The sequence below is a fragment of the Balneola vulgaris DSM 17893 genome, from assembly GCF_000375465.1.
GTDB classification, from domain to species: Bacteria; Bacteroidota; Rhodothermia; order Balneolales; family Balneolaceae; genus Balneola; species Balneola vulgaris.
The window spans coordinates 1-26,706 of sequence record NZ_AQXH01000002.1; the positions used below are offsets into that span (position 1 = coordinate 1).

The 26,706-nt window shown below is 39.4% G+C and carries 21 protein-coding genes; 15 read left to right on the top strand and 6 right to left on the bottom strand.

The features are described from left to right. Positions 1-114 precede the first annotated feature (114 nt). Positions 115-2,217 carry a T9SS type A sorting domain-containing protein gene (locus B155_RS0107170; RefSeq protein WP_018127576.1) on the bottom strand — a complete coding sequence of 701 codons (2,103 nt, stop codon included), beginning with the start codon at positions 2,215-2,217 and terminating at the stop codon, positions 115-117. Positions 2,218-2,494: 277 nt separating this feature from the next. Continuing rightward, complete coding sequence (locus B155_RS0107175) at positions 2,495-3,346, bottom strand: 3-hydroxyacyl-CoA dehydrogenase family protein (protein WP_018127577.1); 852 nt, start codon at positions 3,344-3,346, stop codon at positions 2,495-2,497. Positions 3,347-3,567: 221 nt separating this feature from the next. On the opposite strand from B155_RS0107175, the gene B155_RS0107185 reads away from it, so the two are divergent. The 6 genes from B155_RS0107185 (at position 3,568) to B155_RS0107210 (ending at position 10,987) form a co-directional block, all read left to right on the top strand. After that, positions 3,568-6,021: a penicillin acylase family protein gene (locus tag B155_RS0107185; RefSeq protein ID WP_018127579.1), complete on the top strand. Its 2,454-nt coding sequence runs from the start codon at positions 3,568-3,570 to the stop codon at positions 6,019-6,021. 47 nt (positions 6,022-6,068) lie between these two features. Next, positions 6,069-8,954 carry a serine hydrolase domain-containing protein gene (locus B155_RS0107190; RefSeq protein WP_018127580.1) on the top strand — a complete coding sequence of 962 codons (2,886 nt, stop codon included), beginning with the start codon at positions 6,069-6,071 and terminating at the stop codon, positions 8,952-8,954. Further along, positions 8,951-9,652 (top strand): cytidine deaminase, encoded by a 702-nt coding sequence (locus B155_RS0107195; RefSeq protein ID WP_018127581.1) that lies wholly within the window; start codon positions 8,951-8,953, stop codon positions 9,650-9,652. The genes B155_RS0107190 and B155_RS0107195 overlap by 4 nt, the downstream gene beginning before the upstream one ends. Before the next feature lie 3 nt (positions 9,653-9,655). Beyond that, positions 9,656-10,303, top strand: coding sequence for an amino acid kinase family protein (locus tag B155_RS0107200; RefSeq protein ID WP_018127582.1), 648 nt, complete (start codon positions 9,656-9,658; stop codon positions 10,301-10,303). Positions 10,304-10,432: 129 nt separating this feature from the next. Then, entirely contained in the window at positions 10,433-10,609 is a 177-nt protein-coding gene (locus B155_RS0107205) for a hypothetical protein (RefSeq protein WP_018127583.1), read from the top strand. 72 nt (positions 10,610-10,681) lie between these two features. Next, positions 10,682-10,987 (top strand): hypothetical protein, encoded by a 306-nt coding sequence (locus B155_RS0107210; protein WP_018127584.1) that lies wholly within the window; start codon positions 10,682-10,684, stop codon positions 10,985-10,987. Here the strand turns inward: B155_RS0107210 and B155_RS0107215 are convergent, their stop codons facing one another. Then, the gene (locus B155_RS0107215) at positions 10,988-11,518 is read right to left on the bottom strand and encodes a hypothetical protein (RefSeq protein WP_018127585.1); all 531 of its coding nucleotides are present in this window, start codon (positions 11,516-11,518) and stop codon (positions 10,988-10,990) included. Between the two features lie 16 nt (positions 11,519-11,534). Then, on the bottom strand, positions 11,535-12,005 hold the full coding sequence (locus B155_RS0107220) for a nuclear transport factor 2 family protein (protein WP_018127586.1): 471 nt from the start codon (positions 12,003-12,005) through the stop codon (positions 11,535-11,537). A gap of 153 nt (positions 12,006-12,158) precedes the next feature. On the opposite strand from B155_RS0107220, the gene B155_RS0107225 reads away from it, so the two are divergent. Beyond that, complete coding sequence (locus B155_RS0107225; RefSeq protein WP_083902119.1) at positions 12,159-14,381, top strand: PAS domain S-box protein; 2,223 nt, start codon at positions 12,159-12,161, stop codon at positions 14,379-14,381. Positions 14,382-14,390: 9 nt separating this feature from the next. On the opposite strand, the gene B155_RS13590 is transcribed toward B155_RS0107225, so the two are convergent. Continuing rightward, a complete protein-coding gene (locus B155_RS13590; protein ID WP_018127588.1) occupies positions 14,391-17,468 on the bottom strand; it encodes a PAS domain S-box protein in 3,078 nt (1,025 codons plus the stop codon). 156 nt (positions 17,469-17,624) lie between these two features. Beyond that, positions 17,625-18,446, bottom strand: a complete 822-nt coding sequence (locus tag B155_RS0107235; protein ID WP_018127589.1) for a 2-dehydropantoate 2-reductase N-terminal domain-containing protein — start codon at positions 18,444-18,446, stop codon at positions 17,625-17,627. 62 nt (positions 18,447-18,508) lie between these two features. Between B155_RS0107235 and hemH the strand changes: the two genes are divergently transcribed. From hemH to hemB, 8 genes are all read left to right on the top strand, one after another. Further along, positions 18,509-19,582, top strand: coding sequence for a ferrochelatase (gene hemH, locus B155_RS0107240; protein ID WP_018127590.1), 1,074 nt, complete (start codon positions 18,509-18,511; stop codon positions 19,580-19,582). A gap of 9 nt (positions 19,583-19,591) precedes the next feature. Next, a complete protein-coding gene (gene hemG / locus B155_RS0107245; protein ID WP_018127591.1) occupies positions 19,592-20,911 on the top strand; it encodes a protoporphyrinogen oxidase in 1,320 nt (439 codons plus the stop codon). 67 nt (positions 20,912-20,978) lie between these two features. Further along, positions 20,979-22,160: a glutamyl-tRNA reductase gene (hemA, locus tag B155_RS0107250; protein WP_040368335.1), complete on the top strand. Its 1,182-nt coding sequence runs from the start codon at positions 20,979-20,981 to the stop codon at positions 22,158-22,160. After that, positions 22,150-23,049, top strand: a complete 900-nt coding sequence (hemC, locus tag B155_RS0107255; protein WP_018127593.1) for a hydroxymethylbilane synthase — start codon at positions 22,150-22,152, stop codon at positions 23,047-23,049. The genes hemA and hemC overlap by 11 nt, the downstream gene beginning before the upstream one ends. Before the next feature lie 4 nt (positions 23,050-23,053). Then, the gene (locus B155_RS0107260) at positions 23,054-23,737 is read left to right on the top strand and encodes a uroporphyrinogen-III synthase (protein ID WP_018127594.1); all 684 of its coding nucleotides are present in this window, start codon (positions 23,054-23,056) and stop codon (positions 23,735-23,737) included. Then, positions 23,737-24,768: a uroporphyrinogen decarboxylase gene (gene hemE, locus B155_RS0107265; protein WP_018127595.1), complete on the top strand. Its 1,032-nt coding sequence runs from the start codon at positions 23,737-23,739 to the stop codon at positions 24,766-24,768. The genes B155_RS0107260 and hemE overlap by 1 nt, the downstream gene beginning before the upstream one ends. A gap of 6 nt (positions 24,769-24,774) precedes the next feature. Beyond that, positions 24,775-25,701 (top strand): oxygen-dependent coproporphyrinogen oxidase, encoded by a 927-nt coding sequence (gene hemF, locus B155_RS0107270; RefSeq protein ID WP_018127596.1) that lies wholly within the window; start codon positions 24,775-24,777, stop codon positions 25,699-25,701. Positions 25,702-25,719: 18 nt separating this feature from the next. After that, the gene (hemB, locus tag B155_RS0107275) at positions 25,720-26,703 is read left to right on the top strand and encodes a porphobilinogen synthase (protein ID WP_018127597.1); all 984 of its coding nucleotides are present in this window, start codon (positions 25,720-25,722) and stop codon (positions 26,701-26,703) included. Positions 26,704-26,706 lie beyond the last annotated feature (3 nt).

The following is a 26,706-nucleotide window of genomic DNA, read 5'->3' on the forward strand; positions in this document are numbered from 1 at the left end:
TGCAGGTGCACTTGGTAATCCCGGCTGAGCAACCGTCCACACCGAGAGTAATAGTATCATTGCTAAACTTGCGAGTATTGTGATAAATATCTTCATGAATCTGTCCTTTTATAATTACTTGATGAGCGTCATTTGACGAGTGATTACTTGGCTACCCGCTTTCAAACGGTANTAGTAGATACCACTGGCTTGATCGGCTGCATTCCATGTTACTTGGTAGCTGCCGGCTGTTTTCGTCTCATTAATGAGCTGGGCTACTTTTTGCCCCATCACATTGTATACCGTTAACTGTACAGGACCGGCTTCGGCTACACTGTAGCGAATGGTTGTACTTGGGTTGAACGGATTTGGATAGTTTTGCTGAAGCACAAAGCGATCTGGAGTGTCTTCACGTTCGTTGCTTACAGAAGTACCAGGGTCCATTGTAATGGTAAAGCGAGGCTGACTTCCACTGCCTTTGGCTTTTACCGCTGGAGCTTCAATACCTGTACTTGCTAATTTCTGATTCGTACCAGCCACATTAAAGGTATATGAGGATTGTGCTCTAAGATCAATACTAGCACCTGTTAACTCATCGGTTAACATAATAGTCCACGATTGCGGAATGTTCTTCCACTCTGGCCAGCTAAGCGTAAACTCTCCACTAAGACCTGCATCATGAAAATCTAGTTGATAAAATTGAACCCCTTCAGGGCTGAATGAGCGTGCATCTTGCACTAAGTATTGATCTCCCTCTCCAAAGTTATTTACGAAGGAAATGTAAGGTGAGCCATTCAGTGGCTGAAGCTTAGAACCATCAAATTGGTCATAGCCTTCATTAGCATGAGAAGAGTAATACAGTTTAGTAGAAAGATCTTTATAGCCTTCTCCTTCCACCGCTAAATCAATTCTTCTGAAATTATTCGTGGCCTTATTAAAGGTGCGGATATCTGCTGCGGAATCTACTTTCGCAGAGGCTGGGATAGTCAATTCAGTAGCATTGGTAACAATTGCTTCGTCTCTTTCTAAAAAGAATCCCTGCCATGCACTTAGTTCAAGATCTTCACCTAGATTGTATGTTTCGTAAGATGCATTCGCATCACTCCATACATTAATGGTAGTTTTTAAACCTCCAAATAAAATACCTAATCCTGCACCATTTCCAGAGATATCGTCTAACTCTATATTTGATTTATAGGGGTTACCTACTAAAGTAAATCTATCAGATAAACTAACCTTAACATCAGCACCGGGCTCACTACCGCTTGCATCTAAGGCTACAGGAAGTTCACTACTTCCATTGGTGGTATTATCATAGAAATACATGATAAAGCCACGACCATCACCCCATGTTGTTGTAACATTTATAGGTTCCATCCAGCCATCAGTACCTGAGCCACTAGACGCAGGATTAAAATAGAAACTCGCATCTGCTGTGGCATCACTACCACCTCCAATACCTTGAACAGGAGAATCATCCGAAACATCAGATACATTTCCACTTGTAATAGGCATGGACAGCATTCTCCATCCTGCATCACCATGTATAATTACGGAAGGATCAGAAGAAACTGTTAGTGCACTTGTTAATGGAGAAAAACCTGCTGTAGAATTTTGGCGCGTCCAATTGGTACTATCATTTGCAGCGAGGTCTATGGCAGCTACTGTTCCTGTAGGTGTTGTACCTGAGTACCATGCAGTTGCATATGCAGTAGAAGCATCCTGTCCTAAAGCTACAGCAGTTGCACCATTAACTAAACCCTTTGGTAAAGCGGAAGTTGAAGTAGTTGTAGCATCTGCATCCCATGTGTTTTTTGCCAAGTTTACAGCTGACAAATAAGTGGTATCAGTGCCTAAAGTTTGAAAAATGATAACTTGATCTGAACCAGAATTCACTAGTTGAAACGAACCTGATACTGAGCTAAATGGTGCTACATTTTCTGAGTTTTCACCAAAACTAAGAATGGTTCCTGCAGAAATTGCACTAGGTGCAGTATATTTTATGATTCCCTCACTGCTATATAATGATGTCCCATTTGCTTTCACACCCTTGTCTGTTATAAAAAACTCAGTCCCTGTATCAAGGTCTTTGAGTACTGCAATATGAACTGAATCATTTACATCTGCCTGCACTGCCACAATTGCCACATCACCTGGGTCTAATTGTGTTTGAGCCTGCCCTGAACTTACCGATAACAACAGTGCAAAAACGATCGCACATAGTATCTTATCTCTCATATTCTCTCCATTAGTTAAAATTTGTAAACATCAAACAATATTATTTTCGGTGGAATTCCAAATATCTTAAGGGATACTAACCTATTGTTTTCTAGTATTATAGAAAATCAATGTTTTATAAACACTTGTGCCACAGAGAGTTAAAACGCTCTTAATACGTTATTTAAACTCATATTAAATTTGTGTAAATAGCTGAACACCATGGTGTTTCACAAATTCTAGGCAAAAAAAAAGCAACGCTGAGTAGCGTTGCTTAAGATTTGGATAAAATTAAGGCCTAGTACTTGTAAAAGCCTTCGCCTGTTTTATTCCCTAATTTGCCTGCATCTACCATTTTAACAAGCAGTGGTGCAGGACGGTATTTAGGATCTTTGAATCCTTCATACAGAACATTCAAGATATCGAGGCAAACATCTAAACCGATGAAATCAGCTAAACGAAGTGGTCCCATTGGGTGAGCCATTCCTAACTTCATTACTTCATCTACATTCTCTGGAGTTGCAACGCCTTCATGTACACAGAAAATTGCCTCATTAATCATAGGCATAAGTACTCGGTTGCTCACAAAACCAGGGAAATCATTTACTGGAACAGGTACCTTGGCTAATAACTTTGAAGTCTCCTCAACGATTGTGTAGGTATCGTCATCAGTTTCTAAGCCGCGCACAATCTCAACCAATTTCATTACTGGCACTGGGTTGAAGAAATGCATCCCAATAAATTTTTCTGGGCGAGACGTTAGAGCGGCTAACTTGGTGATAGAAATAGAAGAGGTATTTGAAGCAAAGATGGCATGCTCTTGGGCATTCGCATCAACTTGCTCCCACACACTTTTCTTGATGTCGTAGTTTTCAGGTACGGCTTCAACAATAAGGTCCACATCTTTCACACCTTCAGCGATATCCAATACGGGCTGAATACTTTCGAGCGTAGTAACTTTCTGTTCAGCGCTAACCTTCTCTTTCTTAACCATTCGCTCTAGGTTTTTGTCGATGGTTGAGATTGCGCGATCTGCAAATTCTTGTTTCGTTTCGATTAGATTAACAGGGATACCATTCATTGCAAATACGTGTGCAATACCATTACCCATGGTTCCACCGCCGATTACAGCTACTTTTTTGATGCTCATTTACTTCTTTATTTGAATTTAGAGTTTCCTTTAAAGTAAGAAAGTTTGGAAGCGCTTTTCAAATCGGATAAAGCTGTTACCTACTTTTACTATTCCGCGTATACATCTATTTTAAAAATTGAATCGTTGTTTTTCTTTACCTCTCTCTGCTTTACCTTAACACAGGCATTTTCGGTGTTATCAATCATCTCAAAATCAATTAACAGTCTTATTAATTTTCAATGAAGACGTTTTCGAAGCTTCTAATCTTCTTTCTCATTTTATTTTTTGGAGTTACAGGGTTAGCCATCTATTGGACTTTCTATAAACCCCTTCCTAACTATGAAGCCACCATTCCGCTAAGTGCACTTAATGCAGAGGTGGATATACATTGGGATGAATTTGGAGTGCCACACATCTATGCGACCAATGAAGCTGATTTATACTTTGCATTAGGCTATGCACATGCCCAAGATCGACTTTGGCAAATGACGCTTTCTCAAATTGCGGCTGAAGGTCGTTTTGCTGAATTCTTTGGTCCTGAATTAGTTGAGCTCGATAAATATCAACGTACCCTCGGTTTTTGGAGAACTTCACAAAAGCTAAGAGAAGAGGTTCTGAACGAAAAAGAACTTAGTGTACTTGAGGCGTATTCAGCGGGTGTGAATAGTTATATCGATAATAACCTAAACAAACTCCCGCCCGAGTTCGCTTTACTTGAAATTGAGCCAATTCGATGGAATCCAACACGATCTATTGCCATTAATAGGCTGATGGCGTGGCAGTTAAATATGAGTTGGTGGACCGAAGTGACCTATGGTTACTTGAAGTCTATTCTACCTCCGCAGCAATTTGACCAGCTTCAGCTCACCTTTCCATCTGATGCTCCAACTACTTTGGATGATGAGGAATCTATTCGTTTAACCGCCGACCTAATGCCTATGCTTCAACTTGAAGTGGACAAACGAAAGCTACTTGAAGTAGAGGGCAATCATGTTGGGAGTAATGCTTGGGTTGTAGATGGAAGCAAAACTCAAACTGGCTTTCCACTACTAGCAGGTGATCCTCATTTAGGATTAGACATGCCGGGTGTTTGGTATGAGGCTCATTTGAACTTAAATGGTCGCAATGTATCGGGAGCAACCATAGCCGGAATACCTGCTGTAATCATAGGCCAAAATGATGTAATGGCTTGGTCGTTTACAAACATCATGGCAGATGACACCGATTTCTTCATTGAGCAAATAGATCCAAATGATCGAGGGCGCTATGTGGCTGACTCTCTCAACGATAGCACGGCCGTCTACGAGTACTTCGATAAAGTTCGTGAGGTTATTAAAGTAAAAGATGGGGACGATGTTTCCCTTGAAGTTCGTCATACCAAACACGGACCAATCATCACGGATATCTATCCAAATTCTGCGTCCAAGAATGGTCAACTCATCAGTATGCAGTGGACAGGCCATGAGATGAGCAACGAATTTAGAACACTGTATGGCATTAACTGGGCTACTAATTTCCAAGAGTTTCAAGAAGTATTACCTCATTTTGGCGTACCTGGGCAAAACTTCATGTATGGAGATGTTAATGGCAATATAGCGATGTTCTCTACCGCTAAGCTTCCAATTAGAACTGGAAATAAAATCATATTGCGCAAAGGCTGGAACCCAGAAGAAGATTGGCAAGGATACATCCCATTTGATGAGATGCCTCATGTTATCAATCCAGATAAAGGATGGATTGCAAATGCGAATAACAAATTGACTACCGAAAACTATAAGCATTATTTGGCCACATTTTGGGAGCCGCCAGCTCGCATCGAACGTATTACTGAGTTTCTGCAAAGCCATCAGACATTAACCCCTGAGCTTTTTGCTGAGCTTCAAAATGACGATTTATCCAAGCATGCCGAGGAACTCACTCCAATTATCATTGATATCATTCGTTCTCAAAACTCCTTCAACTTTGATAATGCCCTCACCTATCTAGAAAATTGGGATTATCGCTATTCTAAGAATGCTACCGCAGCTTCTATTTTTGATGTGTTTTTCTATCGATTAGCTGAGAATACCCTTAAGGATGAATTTGGTGATGAAATTTATGCCAACTTCATACATCATGAGAATGTACCTGTTCGAACCCTTTCGAAATTACTACAAGAAGAATCCTACTTTTTTGATGATGTTCTTACTCCCGACATCGAGACAAAGACAGACATGGTAGTAAAAAGCATGCAAGAAGCTCTTTATTTCTTGAGTGATTCCTTAGGAAATGAATCTGAAGAATGGCGATGGGAGCAGCTTCATACCATTACTTTCGATCCCCCACTTTTTGCGGATGCAGCTAAAGATTCGAATGCCTCCAAAGTGCTAAAGCTCGTAGTAAACAACTTATTGAGTAAAGGTCCCTATGCTGTTAGAGGACATGGCATGACGGTAAATAACGCCCAATACAGCTGGGATGAACCATTTGAAATGGTTCTAGGTGCTTCAATTCGTCGCATTGTTGATTTATCAAATTTAGGCGAAATTAGGAGCATACTTCCAACCGGGCAATCCGGAAACCCATTATCGAATCATTATGGTGATCAGACGGAACTTTGGTTAAACGGGCAGTATAGAACTCTGTATCAAGACAGCACTTTGTTTAGAAAAGCAGAACTCAAAACAATGAAACTAACTCCCAGTGGTTCTTGATGTATATCATCAACGATAGCAAACAAAACATTTACATTAGGAAATAGATGAATCGATTTATAAAGCTCATTGCGATCATAGTTATTTGCATTCCCGCTCTAGCATTTAATAGTGAGACTCCAACTCCATACAAAGCTATGGAGACAGGAAGTATAGCTACTCCCCCACCTTATAAGTTTGACATCGATTCGCTAGTTAAGAATGCAAGCTTGAGGGAAAAGATAGGTCAGCTATTTGTGGTAAGAGCTTATGGGCGATTCACGAATAAAGACACGCATACCTACAAAGAACTCACCGACTTGGTAACTAAGCATAAAGTGGGTGGTTTCATCTTTATGCAAGGGCAAATTTATGATCAGGCTATACTGACCAACAAGCTACAGCGATTGAGCAATATTCCTTTATGGATTACTCAAGACATGGAATATGGGGCTGCAATGCGTGTTTCAGGTACCACACGTATTACCCCTGCAATGGGCGTTGCTTCTTCGGGTGATAAATTCAATGCTTATTTAGCTGGCCAAGTAACCGCTCGTGAGGCCAAAGCATTAGGGGTACATCAAATTTTTGCCCCAGTTTTAGATGTAAATAACAATCCATTGAACCCCGTTATTAACGTTCGATCTTATTCTGCAGATCCACATATTGTAGCCGAATTTGGTACTGCATTCATTAAGGGTGTTCAGAGTGAAGGATTAGTGGCCACTGCAAAACACTTTCCGGGGCATGGCGACACCGATACTGATTCACATATTGGCTTACCAGTATTAGATTTCGATTACAACCGTTTAGATTCTTTAGAGCTTATTCCATTTAAAGCAGCCATTGATAACGGGATTACCAGTATCATGAGTGCACATATTGCCTTTCCACAGATTAGCTCAGAAAAAGACCTCCCTGGCACTTTAGATGAAGTGATTTTAGGAGATATCCTTGCAGATTCTCTCAAATTTGATGGCCTCGTTGTTACCGATGGACTTGAAATGCAAGGTATAACATCTAAGTATTCTCCCGGTAGAGCGGTTGTACGAGCACTCAAAGCTGGAGCGGATATTATGCTCATTAGTCCAGATGTGTACACGGCCATAAATGAAGTTGAACAAGCCGTTTTAAATGGTGAGATCACCGAAGAACGCATCAATCAATCTTACAGAAAACTGCTGCTTTGGAAACAAGAGTTTGGCTTATTTGATGGTGAGAATATTGTAGACATAGACAAGATCGACGAAGTGATTAGCAGTCATGAACACGATGCAATTGCTCGAAAGATTGCTAAAGAGTCGGTTACCGTACTTAAGAATCAGAGTGACATCCTCCCTATCGATCCTACTCGCTTTAAGAACATTATGGTGTTATCCATTTCTGATGGCGTAACCGGAACAACTGGGAATGGATTTGCCTCTGCTGTAAGAGACTTTCACCCGAACGTTAACTTCTTTGCCTTTGATGAGCGTACTACCAATAAAGAGAAGGATCAAATCCTTCGTAAAGCCAAACAAGTTGATTTAATCATTATTGGGGCATTTATTCGGTTAAGCACTGGTAATTCCATTCAGTTCAGCCGAGACCAACTTACATTTCTACGCAGGGTTCTGAAGGGAAATAAGAAATCGGCTTTAGTAGCCTTTGGAAATCCTTATACAGTAAGCGAATTGAGTGATACCGATGTCCATATAATGGGTTGGTATAATTCGAGCAATCAAATGAATGCCGTTGCTGCTGCTATGTTTGGTGCTGCTGATGTTGGAGGAAAACTTACTATAGAAATTCCTGGGATGTACCAAATTGGAGACGGACTAGAGTTTCCACATACCGTAATGGGATTCGGTGATCCTGAAGATGTGGGTGTTGATTCTCGCAAACTTTACGAAATTGAGGATATTCTACGAGATGCCGTGCGAGATTCTGTATTCCCAGGTGCCGTTGCCGCCGTGGTGAAGGATGGCAAAATGATATATCGTGAAGCGGTTGGTTATCATGATTACGAAAAACTCAAAGCTGTTAAAAAATCGGATGTATTTGATTTAGCTTCTATTACAAAGGTGATGTCTACCACTACAGCTGTGATGAAGTTAATCAATGATGAAAAAATTGAGCTCTCGAATAAAGTTTCTGAGTTCATACCTGAATTCGATACCGACGTCAAAAAAGATATCACTATTGGGCAGTTGCTCTTGCATGAATCTGGCCTCCCTCCTTTCAGAGTGTATGTTGATTCACTTAAAACTCGTAAAGAGATTATTGAAGCCATAAAAAACGAGCCGCTTACCTACGAGCCAGGAACTGAATATGTATATAGTGACCTTGGCATGATTTTACTAGCTGAAATAGTGGGAGAAATCACAGGGCAACGCATTGATGGTTTTATGCGCAAAGAGTTCTTTTATCCAATGGGGATGAGTGCGACTTATTTCAACCCTAAGAAGGTAAGTCGTTGGTATGTAAATCGAATACCACCTACTGAAATTGATGACACCTACCATCGTGGGCTCGTGCAAGGTATGGTTCACGACGAGAGAGCCTACTTCATGGATGGAGTAGCTGGGCATGCAGGCCTCTTCTCAAATGCAGTAGATATGGGCCGCTTTAGCACTATGCTACTTAATGGAGGTGTTTATGGCACTGAACAATATATAAGCCCGCAAATCATCAACCTGTTCACTTCAGAGCAATCTGAACTTAGTGGTCGTGGATATGGTTTTGATCGACGTAGTGAATCCGGCTTTACAACCGCAGGTCAACTAAGTAGTAATGATACTTTTGGCCACCTCGGTTTTACTGGAACAAGCCTCTGGATCGACCGCGAAAAAAACATGGCGGTTATTTTATTAACCAACCGTACTTTTCCATCAAGAGATTATGGTAAAAGAATTAGCCGAATTAGAGCTGCGGTAGCCGATGCTGCTTATTCCGCAATCAAAGAAAAACTATGACCTGGAATCAATTATTTGAACGCGCGTTTATTCCCTATTCAAAAAACGCAAATGCATGCATCATTCAAGGTGCCTCTGGAAAAAACTATGTGGGCGTTCGCGTAGAAAATTTATCATTCCCATTAACGGTATCGGCTATTCAAGCAGCATGTTGCTTTTGTTTGGCTAGCAATGATGAACCAAAAGTGCTGATTACACATGGGAAGCCTCTTGAGCAACAGAGCTTTTGGGTAACTGAATTCGACTTAGAAATTAAAATTGTTGACGACCTTACCAACATTGAACTCTTTGATGATATAGTTAGTGAGTTAGCTCAAGAAGTGAGCTACACTTTAAAAGGTCTACTTAGTAATGCCAAGACCATGCATTCAGACTTCCCAGTCTCGTCTCTTATAAAAACAGAAAATGGCTGGATATCTGGGGTGAATATTGAAGTCTCAGATTGGAGTAGAGGGCTATGTGCCGAACGTGTGGCTATCAGTAAGGCATTTGCCCTTGGCTATACACAATTCAAAGAAATCTATGTGCACACCTTAAAAGGGGAAGTAAGCAGCCCCTGTGGAGCATGTAGGCAAGTTATACATCAGCATATGGCTAAGAAATCAATCCATATGTATCACGCCGATGACACTATCTCTACACACGCTATTTCCGATTTACTTCCCTTTAATTTTACATCCAATACTTTAAGCTCTTAACCATTGAAGAATTACGTAGCCTTTTTAGATTTTCAACACCTTGATCATCCTGTATTTCTTAAATCGTTTGCACAATCATTAAGTCAGCATAAAAATCGCCAAGGAATTATCATTCATGGCGATAGCGAGTATACTAATAGACTCATGCAAACGGGTATGATGCGCGAAGATGCTCGTAAGCGTGCCATCATGGATTTGAATAGAAGACTTGTTGCCTTATTTGCCGATCATGGCATATCTACCATTGGTTTACAGTCGTACCAGAAAGAACTTATTAGTCGCCAAGAGGATGGAACGCTCAAATTGAATCATGATGCGCTCCAAAGCCTGCCTGAAACTCCTATGTTATTGCTATCAAGTCTGATAAATGACGGTGGAAAACCAACTTATGTGGATCCAATTGAACTCATTCAGTTTTTGAATAAAGAAATTTCTGATTCAGAACTGGTTTTATTTTCTCAGCATCAAGGTTCTGATATTTTTAAAAGCAACGATGATAGCATGACGTTAAATTGGGGAAAAATCCCTTCTGAATATGCTGAAAAGCACCTTTCTGAGGAACAATTAAAGGTAACTGATCGAGTGATTTTAACCACACCGATGCAGTTTTCGGAGTGGCCTCGGCTGAAAAACCATTCAGTAATAGAATAAAAGATGTTTTTTTATGCTTAAAAGTGAAAAAAATGCACTTTTTAATTTGATTGGATACCCCTTATTCGATAGATTCAGCGCAGATTCCAATAGGAAGAAATTTTAAACAACAATTAACGGAGTTACATAATGAGTAGAGTAACAGAATTACAAGGTTTAGTTGAACAAGTTTCAGCTGAAATGGAGAAATTTTACGATAAAGGAAACAAAGCAGCCGGTACACGTGCACGTAAAGGACTTCAGGACTTAAAGAAATTAGCTCAGGACATTCGTCTTGAAATTCAAGCAAAAAAGAATGCTGAGTAATTTGGAACTCATTTCTTTAAAAAGCCTTTCAGTAATGAAAGGCTTTTTTTTTAACCCTAACCCAAAACTATTATGTATAGAGATTTAGCTGACGCCGTAGAGTCCTTTAAGGAAAAAGGATATACACATAATTTCATTATCGAAGACAACAGTATTACCTGCGAAGAGCTTGATCAATCGTTTACTATCGATGACCTTAAAATCGTAGAGTCTTACAACCAAGATGCTGGTACAGACCCAGGTAGTGAATCAACGGTATACGCCCTTGAAGCCATTGATGGCACCAAAGGCACCCTTATCATTGGCTTTGGTATATATTCTGACCCCACAAAAGCTAAAATTGTGGATGCTCTTTTAAAGAGTAAAGATGGACAATAGTTAGTTGTCACTCATATATTTAGCAGGTATAGGATTATCTGCTGATTCTGAAGCCCAATAGATTGTAACCACCCACCATCGGCTTCCATCATGCATAAGCTGAATGCTGTTAATTCCTCTAGAAAATGGCTCTGCATCGTGTTTACTTCTTTTAGAAGCATAGGTACTAAACACTTGCGCTATATGCCCAAATTGATGCACTTCTTTGTGTAATTCGTACTCAAAGAAACCCTTTTCATAAAACGATTTATCTACCCATGGCACATAGTCTGTGGTAGACATGGATCGATATACGATTTTACCTTCACGATTTTTTCCCGTTGATATCAAACGGGCATCATCAATGAATAAATTATGAAAACGATCCCAATCTCTTTGTTCGCCCTTTTCTCCAGAAATTGAAGCGTAGAGAGCCGTTATAATAGCATCTATACTCTCTACATCACTTGAGTAGTCTTTGTTCGTTTGTGCTTGAATATTGAGCGTGGTCGCACCCATTATTAACAAAAGTGCTGCGGTTATCTTTTTCATATGTAAAATTTTAGAGTTAGAGATCTGCTATACAATTAGTTGGTCGCCGAGTATCTACAATAGTAAATATTTTCCATGCACCATCTTTCTTAATGAATTGTAGTTGATTTACCCCGCAATGCGAAAAGCGATCTCCAGCATAAAATGAATAAGGTACCCAAGCCATCGCCAGTGCCCCATCAATTTTAATTTCTACATTCGCGATTCGTTCATCCCATATTGTGTTTTTCGGGGTTCCTACAGCTTTTAGAAATTGGGGTAACGAACCTGAACGAAGCTGGCTTATTCCATTCTCGTCTTCAACAACAGTTTGCATACTAGCATTTGATAAGAAAACACTGCTCACCATGCTACTATCACTTGTACGCATGCCGTCAAAAAGGATATTAATATTTGATAGAATAGCACGTTCGTCAGCATTATTTTGAGCATTAATAGCTTCACTTGTTGCTAGTACAAACAAAAATATGATTAGAAAGTTTTTCATGAGTATTAGGTATTTAATACTAAAAAAGAGGCTATTGAACTATTTACTTTACTTTTTTGTAAATCACTAGAGTTCAAAGCGTTAATGAATTACTAAATATTGTTAATGAATAGACGATAAGCAAAAGGTATAAATTTCATCAAGCGGGTTATAATGGTTCAGACGCGGTCTATAAAAATATTATTGGCAGGTAATACTGCATCTGACATTGATGAAATAAAATATCATTTACGCAGATTAGAAAGAGATTATAAACTTACTACCACCACCAGTTTCGATATTTTTAAAAATCACTATTCTAAAAGAGTCCCTGATTTAGTAATCGTTGACTTGGACAATCCTGATTATAACGGTTCATCAATTCTCAACTTTGTACGCCAAAAGTCGCCTTACCATCCCATTTTTATAATTTCAGATAAGCTAGATGAATCTTCGGTTATACGATTTATTGTTGAGAACAAAGCCAATGATCATTTTCGAAAAAATGATTTAAGCCGTCTTCACTCATCCGTTGAACGTGAGGTTTTAAATTTAGCACTTAAGCTAGAATTGAAAGATAAAACCGATTCACTTCAAAAAAGTGAGATGCTTCTTAAAGAAACTCAAAAGCTTGCAAAGCTTGGCAGTTGGTCTATGGACCTAAACACACTCGATGTACAATGGTCGGATGAAATGTTTAGAATATTCGAGGTAGATAAATCGCTAGGAACACCCAATCTTGAAGAACTTAGGTCCTTTTATCACCCAGATGATGCCGATTTATTTAAAGAACCCGTATACAATCAGCAATACGAACCATACAAATTGGAAGGTAGAATATTTGATTCTAACGGGAATCTAAAATTTGTAGAAATTTCTGGAGATTTTAAGTTTGATAAGAACAACAAGCCCTATTTAGTAATGGGTACGTTGCGGGATATAACAGAGTCAAAAAAGGCTCAATTAAAAATTAAGCAGAAAGATGAACAGCTGAAAAACATCACCAATAACATCAATGTATTGGTATTAAAATATGTTTTATATCCGAATGGAACCGATGCCATTCTTTATGTAAACGATGTAATTGAGGAAATGGGTGAAATCCCAAAATCAGCACCACTTGAAGATACTGCTAATGTCTGGAGTTTAGTACATCCTGATGATATCGAAGGGGTCAAACAGTCTGTGGTACACTCGGCACAGAATTTGGTTTTATGGGAGAAGGATTTTAGAGTTATTACTCCCTCTGGAAAATTGAAGTGGTTATCTTCAAAAGGAACCCCCGAACTTCAACCAGATGGTAGTGTACACTGGGATACAGTTATAATAGATGTAACCGAGGAGAAAAAAGTTCAAGATTCAATTAAAGAGTCAGAACGTAAGATTCGCGCACTCCTCCATACATCCCCTGTAGGTATTTATCTTATTGACGCAAAAGGCATCGTTACTGACTTTTGGAATCATACTGCTGAACAAATTTTTGGATATAAAAAGGAAGAAGTAATCGGAAATTTTTTACCCTATTTAGGCGAAGATGATTTACAAGAATACTACACCATCATCGACCAAATTCAGCTGGGTGAAGTGCTTCGCAATAAGCGGCTAAAACGAACCAATAAAGAGGGGAATGATATCTTTATTGAAATCAATACGAGCCCACTTTTCGATGATCAAAACAATCTTGAAAGTGTATTGGTAATTGTATCTGATGTAAGCCCACTTGTAGAGAAAGAGAATAGTTTAAAGCGGTCTTTGGCTGAAAAGGAGTTACTGCTTGCAGAAGTTCACCATAGAGTAAAAAACAATCTTGCAATCATAACAGGTTTATTAAACTTACAAGGACTTCAACTAAAGAATGATGAGTTGAGCGGTATCTTAGCTGAAACGAGTTTAAGGATTAAATCTATAGCCAATATTCATGAGTTACTCTACAATGAAGAAAGCTTGTCGGATATCCCTTTTAAACAATATGTTCATCAGCTTGGTATAGAAATAATTTCAAGTATGACTATGCCTCAAGCGGTTGAGTTTGAAGTGAATATGGACGACATCAATGTGAACATTAACCAAGCCATACCGCTTGGAATCCTTTTTAATGAGTTAATAACAAACTCACTAAAATATGCCTTCGATGATCATGATGATGCGCTCATTAGCATCTCTATTGATTATGAAAACGGTGAGTATTCTGTTAGCTATTGTGATAATGGCCCAGGTTTCGAAGAAGCTAATTTTGAACGAACTAATTCCTTGGGGACCACTTTAATTCGTACACTACTTGCTCAATTAGACGCAGATTACTCCATCAATTCAGATAATCAATTTAGATTAGACTTTAAGTTTAAAGAAGTTGTAAGTGGAGCTCATGGCAACTTAACCGAAGTGCCTCAACAGTAATCGAATTGATTAACTAAAAGCAGACACTTCAGTATCACTCATGCTATTGAAAGTGAACTCCAATCTAAATCTATTATTAGTATCTACTTTATAACTCGCCTCAAGCTGCATAATTTGGGAATGAATTAGATTCAATCCTAAGTTAGTAGGGATATTGAAGTCGGTATCTTCAGGGAAACCAACCCCATCATCTTCATAAACGATATTAACGGCTTCTTCGTCGTGCGTAAGAGTAACAGAGATCTTACCTTCTTTTCTTCCTACAAATGCGTATTTGAATGAATTGGTAAATAGTTCATTTAATAATAGTCCTAATGGAATGGCTTGATTGATATTCATATTAAACTCTTCAATATGAATATCGAATGTCACGTCTTTGTTATAATCTTGCATGGTTGATGCAATAGCCGGTATCAACAGATCTAAATATTCATTGATATTAACAGATGATAAATCGGGTGATTTATACATCAGTTCATGTACCATGGCAATGGAAATTACACGATTGATGCTTTGTTCGAATGGTAACTTGAGTTCTTCATCATCCACTTCACGGCTTTGCAGCTGAAGTAAGCCTGAAACAATGGCGAGGTTATTTTTCACTCTGTGATGGATCTCAGAAAGTAAGGTGGCTTTTTCTTTGGCATTATTCTCTAAAGCTGTCTGAGTTTCCACTTGTTGGGTCACATCTTGTACAAACCCTTCAAGTTTTTCGGTTCCGTTTCCACCCTTAACAGCCATTCCCTTTTCGAGCATCCATCGTATTTCACCACTCTTGGTTTTAATGCGATAGCGTAGCTCGAATCGCTTTCCTTCCTTAACGGCTTCTTGTACGGTTTTCCACACTCTTTCCCTGTCTTCAGGAAGAATAATATCGGCATATGCAATATCTTTATTTCCAACGATCTCTTCAGATGCATAACCCAGTATGTCCTTGCAAGCATCACTTAGGTAGGTCATGGTCCAACCTTCATCATTTCTACATCGGTACACAAAACCTGGCAAGTTACTTATTAGGTTAGCCAGTTTTCGCTCGCTATTTACGATGGCCAATTCATTTTTACGCCGTTCTGTAACATCCTCTACAAGAGACATCACTGTTATTACATTGCCATCGTCATCTTTAATTACTGAATTGTACCATAAGCAATCTATAAGGTCGCCAGATTTAGTATAATTTCTATTGTATGAGGTGTTCCCTTCTACTTCACCACTTTGTAAATTATTCCCTACTTCTTTCGTCTTGTCTAAATCAGCTTCATAGATTAAATCATATGCACTTGTACCTAGAATCTCATCTGCTGTCCATCCGAAAATTTCTTCGCAGCGCTTAGTCCACCCAATAATATTTAAGTCGCTATCGTATTCAACAACCCCCAATGGTGAGTTATCTAGATGGGTTTGCAGCTCTTTTAATACTCTTTTTAGTTCATTTTCTGCTTGTGTTTTTGCACTTAGATCAAGTCCAACTCCAAGTAAACACTTCTCGCCTTTATAATCGATTGCCGCACCCGTAAAGTAATACGGGGTGAGCCCCCCATTTTTTGTTTTTAAAAGTGCTTCAACAGTATCTTCACCACTAACAAATACATTTTGAATTCTAGACGTCAATAATTCATGATCCTCTTCCCTAAAGAAATTTAAAGGATGGGCTTTTTTCATTGCCTCAGAATCAAACCCAGTCACTTTTTCGAAATTTGTATTCCATCTATAATAATGCCCTTCCTGATTAAAGAGATAAAAGATACCTGGTAAGCTTTCTATGATGGTATCCGATAATTGTTTCTCTGCTACAATTTCGGTTTCAGCTAGTTTGCGTTTCGTTACATTGGTAACATAGGCTGTAATACCTACCACCTCACCTTCTTGAGAATAAATAGGTGAGAATCTATTATCCCAGAATTGAGATACTCCTTCTTCTAAATCGAATTGGCTTGAATAATCAAAATATTCACCATTCAAGGCTCTATCAAAATCACTTTTCAGTTTCGCCTTCATATCCTCGTCGGTAACTATTTCAAGCATATTCATACCTACCTGGATATCAACACCCCAAATGTATTTTGCTAATTGCTTATGTACACTGTTAAAGGCTAGATAATTGTATTCCGAGTCTACAGAAAAAATCACCATCTCTCGGGGACTTTCTAGTACAGAGGTAAGAATTTCAGAGTTTCTCTTATGCTGAGCCGTACTTTCCATTAACAGTCTAGACTTTTCATTAACTAAGCGGCGTAATTGAAAAGGCTTTTTAAATGATTGTATTGCTAAATAACCGATTAAGATGGAGCATATTATTGAAAGAACAAGCAAGATTATAAGACTATTAAATGCTTGATCCTTACCTACATATGTAGCATATAATTTCCAATCTCCCTCTGGAAATTCAACTTGTTCAACATTTTCTAACTCAACTTCTTTATTTACGGGGAGGAAAAATTCTTCTTCAAAAGTATTAGGGTTTACTTTTGAGAGCTGGAAATAATATTGATGCTCGGCTAATGCATTCATTCCAGAACTTTCTACCAAATTATCTAGCGAAATAATTACGGCTGAAAAGCCCCAGAGTTCATCTTGGATAAAGATTGGTAAACGTCCTAAAACGGCCTTCCCCCCTTGCCTTAACTCTATAGGTCCTGCAAAATACATGGTGCGAGATTCAGCAGCTTTAAGCACCTCACGGTTAACTTTTGGATCGCTAGCTATATCATAGCCTAGAACAGATTCATTTCCTTCTAAGGGATATACATATTCGATAACACCATCTGGAACTAATTCAAGTATGTCTACATACTTATTATTCTCTATTAGTTTTTGGGCAACTTCTTCAAAATCACGAACCGTACCATCGGCTTGTACTGTAAGTGCCAAACTTAGAGCCATATTATAACTCTCTTGTATTGTTTGCTCTAAGTTCTGTTCAACCAGCTCTACAACAGTATTAGTAGCCCGACGTTGTTCCTCTTTCAGTACTTGAACGCGAAGTGTAGATATGGATACACAAAAGATTAGAACAACACATCCTATCAGTACACCTTTGAAACTTGGGGTATTCCAAAGCTTTAAGTCTTTTTCAATTTCAGCCATTAATATCTCGTTGCAATAATCTCACTAGTCCTTTATCGGAAACAATAAAACCTATTTAAGCTACTACTTTTTATTGGGTTCAGTAAAGTTTCAGCTCCTTGGGCAATAAAATAGCTTTTCATTTTTTTACAATGAAACCTATTCTTAAATATTTTTCTACGTCAAAAAGTTCAATTCTAAATCTAGTAAATCAACGATTTTATATTCTATAGATAGAAGTTGAGTAATTTTATTACCATCTACACACTTCTCTTTACTCCCTCCTTTTTTAAACTCAGGTAATTCAAGATTCAACTTTTGAGCGACCTCACTATAGTACACACTTTTAGTTGGGTGATGTGGACTGCATACATTTACAATCTCCTGAGTAATTCTATTAGATATAGCCTTCTCAACCATTCGAATAATATCATCAGAGTGAATTAAATTTACGGGAGCCTCTCCATTTATAATCCCTGTACGGCCCGCTAAATACTTAATGGGATGCCTATTCGGACCTATTAAGCCTGCTAAACGGAATATATTTGCTGTTGGAGCTTCACTTAGCAAATAGGCTTCACCAGCTAAAATCTCATTTTCACTCTTTTTATCTGGAACAGCATCCTCTTCTTTAACTACCCCGTTCAATCCATTATAAGCTGAAGTAGAACTGAACATTATTACCTGATCTGTTTGTCCTTTTAATAGTGCACCTAATTGTTTCAGCTTATGTTTATAGGTAGATCGCTCATCTCCCCGGCCAGGGGTAATCGAAATAATGATGCTATCAAAAAGTTGAAAATCGGGAAACTTTTCTTGGTCTTTAGACAGTTCCCACTGCACGGGTATGATCCCTTGTTTTTCAATTTCAGGAAAACGTTCTTTGGATCGAGTAGTACCCCAAACAGTATGACCTTTGTTTGATAGATAGTGCCCAAGTTGTGTACCTAACCAACCACAACCAACTATAAGTACTGAAGTTTGATGCTCATTCTTCATATTATCTTCACATAGATCTGCTAGTATTTAAAATTGTAGAACAAACTAGAGTTAAATTAGAGATGCCACAATCTAAAACTGGAATTTTATTAGTTAATCTTGGTTCACCTGATACTTATGAACCAGCCGATGTAAAAGTCTATCTTCGTGAATTTTTAATGGATAAACGAGTGATAGATGCTCCAGAAATCATCCGCAAAATGATTGTTGAAGGTGCAATTCTTCCGTTTAGGCCCAAAGAGTCGGCTGAAGCATATGAAAGCATTTGGTGGGAAGATGGTTCCCCCCTCATTGTAATAAGTGAAAGTGTAATCAGTAAACTAAAGAAACGTCTTGGGGATGATGTCCCTATTTCACTTGGAATGAGATATGGGAATCCATCTATCAAAAAAGGGGTGGATGACCTACTTGCTATGAATCCTGACTTAGAGGAAATCTTTTTAATTCCATTGTACCCTCAGTATGCGATGGCGACCTCAGAAACAGTGATTGAAAAGGCTAAAGATGTTATAGTTGAGCATTATCCTCATATAAAAATGAAGATCAAAGATGCATTCTACAACGACCCCCTTTATGTAAAAGCACTGGGTGAATCTATTCGTCCATATTTAACCGACGATTTAGACCATTTACTCTTCTCCTACCACGGTGTACCTGAGCGCCATATCAAGCGTCGGGATATCACCGGAGATCATTGCTTAAAGAATAAAGATTGTTGTAATGTGGCCTCCCCGGCTCATACGTTCTGTTACCGTCATCAAGATATTATGACGACCAAAAATGCAGCAGAGTATCTCAAATTGGATGATATGGACTTCACTTATAGTGTGGCATTTCAATCGAAGCTTGGGGTTGATCCTTGGTTAACACCAGCAACTGATAAAGAACTTGAACGCCTTGCTGAAGAAGGCAAAAAGAAAGTAGCTGTGGCTTGCCCAGCGTTCATCTCAGATTGTATTGAGACCCTTGAAGAGATTGGCATCCGTGGAGAAGAAGAGTTTCAAGAAGCCGGTGGCGAAGAACTTGTACTCATCCCTTGCTTAAACGACAACGATCTATGGATTGATGCCTTAGAAAAATGGTGTACTCTTGTTTTAGAAGACGCCTACGAGGCTTCGTTAATAACCACTAGTTAATACACTCTCATGCATGTAGCCATATTGGGTGGCGGAATTTCAGGGCTCACAACAGCGTATTATCTTAATAAAGCTGGAATTGAGTTTACGCTTATTGAAAAAGGCAAACCCGGTGGCTGCATACAATCTGATTCCATCGATCAAAGTATCGTAGATTTTGGTCCTAATACTATTAGAGATAAAGACGGTAGTATTCTAAAACTTATTGAGGAGCTGGGAATTTCATCTCAGCTTCTTACTATTTCTGAAGATTTTAAAACACGATACATTGTTAGGGATGGCCAACTTTGTGCTTTAAAAGCTCACCCTAACTCACTGCTAAAATCACCTATTCTACCCTTTCGTGATAAACTTCGCATCTTGAAAGAGCCGTTTATAAAAGGTGATTACCATCCCAGCGAAAGTGTACAAGAGTTTTTTGAGCGTCGTATCGGTTCAGAAGCCACTAAATATCTTGTCGATCCCATTTTTTCAGGTATTTATGCAGGCGACATTTCAGTTATGAGTGCTAAGGAAATTGTGCCCACATTAATGGAGTTTGAGAAAAACCATGGTTCCATTTTTAAGGGGATTATAAGCAAAGGAGGTAAAGAGAAACACTCCCCTACTATTCTCAACTTCAAAAACGGCATACAAACCCTAACGGATGCTTTGTATGCAAAAATCGAAAAGCATGTAATTATCGACGAAGTTCGAGAGATTGAAAAATCAGATGCCGGCTATACCATTACTCTGAATGAAGGGAAGACAAATGCTTCTCATGTAATTTCAACGCTTCCAGCGTATGTACTAAGTTCTCTAATAAGAGATTGGGACCCAACACTTTCCTACCATTTATCCGACATCCAATATCCCCCTATTCTCTCCACACAACTTATATTTAATCAAAGAGACATAGATTTCCAGCAAAAAGGATTCGGGTTTCTAGTACCACGTGTAGAAAAGATTAAACTGCTTGGGGCTATTTGGAAAACGAACTTATTCGGTGCTCATACAATTGAAGGTCGATTGCAATTTAACTTGTTAGCTGGTGGAGCTCACAATACTGCTATTTATTTGAATGATGAAGGTCACGTTATCGATGAATTTAAATCTATTCTGCAAACAGAAGCGGAGCCAATCGTGGTGAAATCGAAGTTATGGAAGCATGCTATTCCACAGTTTCACATTGGCTATCATAAAATTCGAAATCATATGGATGCTTTTGAACAAGAACACCCCAAGTTTTATATAGGTGGTAATTTCAAATGGGGAGTTTCTATTCCTGATTGTGTGCGCGGTGGTTCCGAAATAGCCGATTTATTTAGAAATATGAAGCTTCCTTCATAAAGTCTTCACATTTCTATGGTATACTCAATGCTTGATGGAAAGGATTGGATAATAAGGTGTTAATTGAATGAGATTTAGTATAGTTGGAATTTCTCACTGGAAAAGTGATGTCTCTATACGCGAATTATTTTACTTAGACGGCGAAAGAAAAGACAGGCTACGTCATTACACACGGTATATTCCGGGTGGTGCGGTAGTTCTGGATACTTGTAACCGTACTGAGATGTATGGATTTTGTGCTCCTGAAGTACTAATCAAAGCGTTATGTGAGTCAACCAATACAAAGCCAGAGTTTCTTCATGAGCATGGATATATCCATACTGATGAAGATGCTTATCAGCATTTATTTAGAGTAGGCATTGGTTTAGACTCTCAAGTTCTTGGGGATGTTCAAATCATACAACAGCTCAAAAAAGCCTATAAAGAAGCCAGTAAAAACCACTTATCGGGTGAATTCCATCAACTCTTCCAATCTGTTCTAAAGGCCCATAAGCGTAGTAGAACCGAAACTGATTTTGGCCGAGGTTCAGCCTCTGTTGGCTTTGCTGCTACTCAAGTTGCACTTGAACACTTCAAAGACTTATCCGACATCCAGATTCTATTAATCGGAGCTGGGAAAATGGGTAAAGTGTCTTGTAAGAACCTGATTTCGAATGGTGCTCAGCACATCTCTCTTGTTAACCGATCCATCCATCGCGCTAAAAATTTAGCCTCATCATTCGACATCAAAGCTCATTCTTTTGAGAAGCTTCAAGCGGAAATCGAAAAAGCTGATTTAATTATCACTGCCACTGGAGCTACCGAGCCTATTGTCCGTCCTGAACACCTAACAGGTACCCATCAAGATAAATTACTTATTGATTTATCTGTGCCAAGAAACATTGATACAGCCGTTGCCAACATTGATGGTATCACGCTGATTGATATGGATTCCATCACGGAAGCCAATGAACAGGCCATTGAGCAACGGAAGCAAGCCATTCCTATTCTTCAGCAGATTATTGATGAAGAACTTTCAGAATACCTCCGCAAGATTGACCGCAATAACTTTATGCTTCCCCGCATCAAGGAAATTGAAGAACGCCTTTCCACCATCACCGATTCTGAATTAGAGCAAGTGAAGAACAAGCTCGATAACGATGCCTATAAAAACCTTGAGAAAGTGACGCATCGTATCAAAAAGAAGATCATGGCTATTCATATCGACCGCCTAGATAAAGAATTCGAAAAAATATTGAATGATGCTTAGAATAGGAACGCGAAAAAGTGATTTAGCCCTGTGGCAAGCACGCTATGTTCAATCTCGATTGCAAAATTTAGGTATCGAATCTGAACTTGTTGAAATCGAATCTTTTGGTGACAAAATCCAAGATATCCCACTTCATAAGCTGGGCGACAAAGGAGTGTTCACGAAAGCACTCGATATCGCTTTGGTAGAAGGCCGTATTGATTTAGCTGTTCATTCCTTGAAAGATGTTCCTACAGTACTTGAACATGATTTAGTACTTGCTGCTGTTCCCGAACGTGAGAACCCATTTGATGTATTAGTACGTCCAAACACCACCAAAGAAGACCCTTCACCTCGAATAGTGGCTACCGGCAGTATTCGACGTAAAGCACTGTGGCTCAATAAATTTCCTAATGACACGGTTACTGATTTACGAGGCAATGTTCCTACTCGTTTAGGCAAAGTAGATAACAGTAACTGGCACGGAGCTGTATTTGCAGCAGCGGGTTTACAACGCCTTGGGCTCGAAGAGAGAGTATCTGAAGTACTTGATTGGATGCTTCCAGCTCCATCACAAGGTGCTCTTGGTATTGTAACTAAGAATGACCCCGAGATTCTAGAAATCTTAAAGAAAATCGATGATTTAGCTGTTCGAGTATGTGTTGAAAGTGAACGCCTTTTCTTGAACACCTTAGAAGCAGGTTGTTCCTCTCCGGTTGCCGCTTTAGCACAACCAACGGCAGATAATACACAAATTCGATTTAGAGGTGCTGTATTATCGCTCGATGGATCCAAGAAATTAGATATTGATAAATCATATCCTATCGATACTTTTTCCTCATCTGTAGGGAAAGAGCTTGCGGAAGAGCTTATTGAATTAGGCGCTTTACAAATTATGAATAAAGAGTAGAGCTATGAGTACCCCAAGGGTATTACTTACTACTGAATTATCAGATCAAAATATTGATCTGCTGAGCTCTCCCTGTTTTCAACTCGATATCACCCCTTTCATTCAAATCGATTTTAGGCCAGTGAGTGAATGGAAAAACTCCATTCCTGAGAATGTTGATGCATGGATTTTTACCAGTAAAAATGCTGTACTATCCATTCAAAGCCTACTTCCCGAATTGACGGCTCCTGAACATTGTTTCACCGTAGGGCCTAAAACAGCAGAGTTATTAAGGCCACATGGGATACAAGCAACATATCCTGATGTGTATAATGCTGAGGCATTGAGCAAATTGATACTCCAAGAGGACGTTAAAAGTGTAGTTCATTTTAGAGGCAATTTAAGTGCCAGCACTTTAACTGAAGATCTATCTAAGGCTGGTATCACAGTTAAAAGCATTGAAGTGTATTCTACCTTAAAAAAGTACACTGAAGCTGGAGTGCCGAATTACGACTCCATGATTTTTATGAGCCCAAGCGCTATTGAAGCATTTTCATCTGCTAATGAAATTCCAGATGAAATCCCTGTGTTCTGTATTGGTCCTACTACGGCTAATGCAGCCACGGAATATGGCTTTCAAAATATTATTATGCCTGAACAGGCCACCATCGAATCTCTATCCAAAACCCTTACGCAATACTATAGCTAATGAGTAGTACTCCTTTACAAAACCGACTTTTCCTAGATGCTCTTGAAGGCAAAAAAACAGAACGCCCTCCTGTTTGGATGATGCGCCAAGCTGGCCGATACTTGCCAGAGTACATGGAATTACGCAAAAAGTACACCTTCTTTGAGCGTGTTAAAACTCCAGAGTTAGCTTGTGAAATCACCCTTCAGCCTATTGATATTGTAGGCACTGATGCAGCCATCTTGTTTTCTGACATCTTGGTAATTCTTGAGTGCTTAAGTACAGAAGTTGAATTAAAGCCTGGCTTCGGTCCTTATATCCCAGACCCAATTCGTACCGCTGAACAAGCTATGAATGTGAAAGTACGTCCAGCTACAGATGAATTGAAGTATGTATACGATGCTATTAGCACTACCCGTAAGGCGTTAAATGGACGTGTTCCCATAATCGGTTTTGCCGGTGGACCATGGACCAACTTCTGTTATTTAGTGGAAGGGCAAGGTTCTAAGACTTTTTCAACGGCGAAAAGCTTTCTGTTTTCAGAAACGAAGGCGGCTCAACATGTGCTAAAAGTATTAACTGAGCAAACTATCGAGTATTTACATCAGCAAGTAGCAGCAGGAGCACAAGCTCTTCAAGTATTTGAATCGTGGGCAGCCGCATTAGGGCCTGATGACTTCAAGAAGTACGCACTGCCTTGCTTACTAGATATCGCCAATGAAGATTATGGAGTGCCACTCATCATGTTCTGTAAAGATGCTGAATGGAGCTATCCTTTGTTTAAGGAATCCAATGTAAATGGCTTTGGTATTGGTTGGGGCTGTACTCCTGAACAAGCTCGTTTCCATGCCGATGGAAAGACCGTTCAAGGTAACTTCGATCCTTCAAAGTTATTGAGTACTCCAGAGCAAATTGAGAAAGAAGTCATCGAAATGTTAGATCGCTTCGGTCCACAGAATCATATTGCCAACTTAGGGCACGGTATTTTACCAAATGTACCTGTTGAAAACGCAAAGGCATTCGTTAACACCATTAAGAACTATCGTTACTAATAGCTCATGTTCGATTCCAAGAAAGAAGCATTCAAAGAATTAGTAGCGGGCTTGCAAACTCATATTTGCACGGCCATTGAAGAGATTGATGGCAAAGCCACCTTCAAGATAGAAGACTGGACACGTGAAGGCTTTGGATATGGAAGCACAAGAGTTATTTCGGAAGGCAACATCTTTGAAAAAGGTGGTGTAAATATTTCAGCTGTTGAAGGGGCTTTGCCTAAAAGTTTACAGGAGAAGTTAGAAACAGAAGAATCCGATTTTTTTGCAACAGGAATCTCCTTAGTACTCCATCCTCAGAACCCATTTATACCTACCGTACATGCGAACTATCGCTATTTTGAATTGTACGATAAGGAAACAGGTGCCATTAAAGATCAATGGTTTGGCGGTGGAGCTGACTTAACACCTTACTACTTGTTTGAAGAGGATGCTAAACACTTCCATCGTGTTCATAAAACCGTTTGTGACGCTACCCATCCAGAGTTTTATCCTCGATTCAAAGAAGCTTGCGATAATTACTTCTTCAATCATCACCGCGATGAAACAAGAGGTGTTGGCGGGTTATTTTATGATCACCTACGTGCTAATAACGAATTAAGTGCCAATGACTTATTCGACTTCGCAAAAGCAGCAGGGCAAGCATTTACAGAGGCTTACCTACCGATTGTAGAACGCCGTAAAGAGCTAAGTTGGACTGAAGAACAGCGCTATTGGCAAGAGATTCGCCGGGGACGATATGTTGAATTTAATCTGATTCACGATCGCGGCACCTTATTTGGCTTAAAAACCAAAGGACGTATTGAATCTATACTTATGAGTTTACCTCCTCGAGTTCGTTGGGATTATAATTTTCAACCTGAACCCAATTCTGCGGAAGCTAAACTCCTTGAACACCTTAAACCAATCGACTGGTTGAATTTAAATAGCTAGGCTAAAGAGTATACCCTTATGAATTTCCCGAATCACCGACCACGACGACTTAGAAGAAAAGCAGCCATCCGAGATATGGTGCGCGAATTTCAATTACAGGCCTCTGATTTTATAGCGCCACTTTTCATCACTGAAGGCTCGAATATAAAAGAGGAAATTGCCAGCATGCCGGGCTATTACAGGTATTCGTTAGACATGCTGAATGCCGAATTAGAGGAGCTTGTTGAGGTTGGTATCCGTTCTGTATTGGTTTTTGTAAAAGTTCCTGATGAGAAAAAGGACAACAAGGGAACCGAAGCGTTAAACGACCAAGGATTAATGCAACAAAGTATCAGGCATATCAAACAGCATTATCCTGAGTTGTTTGTGATGTCGGATGTAGCCCTCGACCCCTATTCAGAATACGGACATGATGGTATAGTGGAAGACGGTGAAATTATAAATGATGTAACCACTGAAGTACTAGCGGCTATGTCGGTAAGCCATGCCGTAGCGGGCGTAGATATGGTAGCGCCATCTGATATGATGGATGGCAGAGTGGGAGCCATTCGTGCTGAATTAGACAAATACGGACACGAAAACGTGGGCATTATGTCGTACAGTGCCAAATATGCTTCGGCTTATTATGGCCCATTCAGAGATGCCCTCGATTCAGCTCCGGGTTTTGGAGATAAAAAAACCTACCAGATGGATCCGGCAAATGCACAAGAAGCACTTAGAGAAGCTGCGCTAGATATTGAAGAAGGTGCCGACATCTTAATGGTGAAACCAGGACTTCCTTATTTAGATATTGTGCAACGCATTAGCAGCACCTACAATGTTCCTGTATCTGTTTACCATGTATCTGGTGAATATGCGATGATTAAAGCCGCTGCAGAAAAAGGATGGCTGAATGAAGAAGATATTATGATGGAATCGCTCATAGCTTTTAAAAGAGCTGGAGCAAGCCTAATTGCAACCTACTTTGCCAAAGAAGCCGCAAAGTATTTGAAATCAAATTAAGAT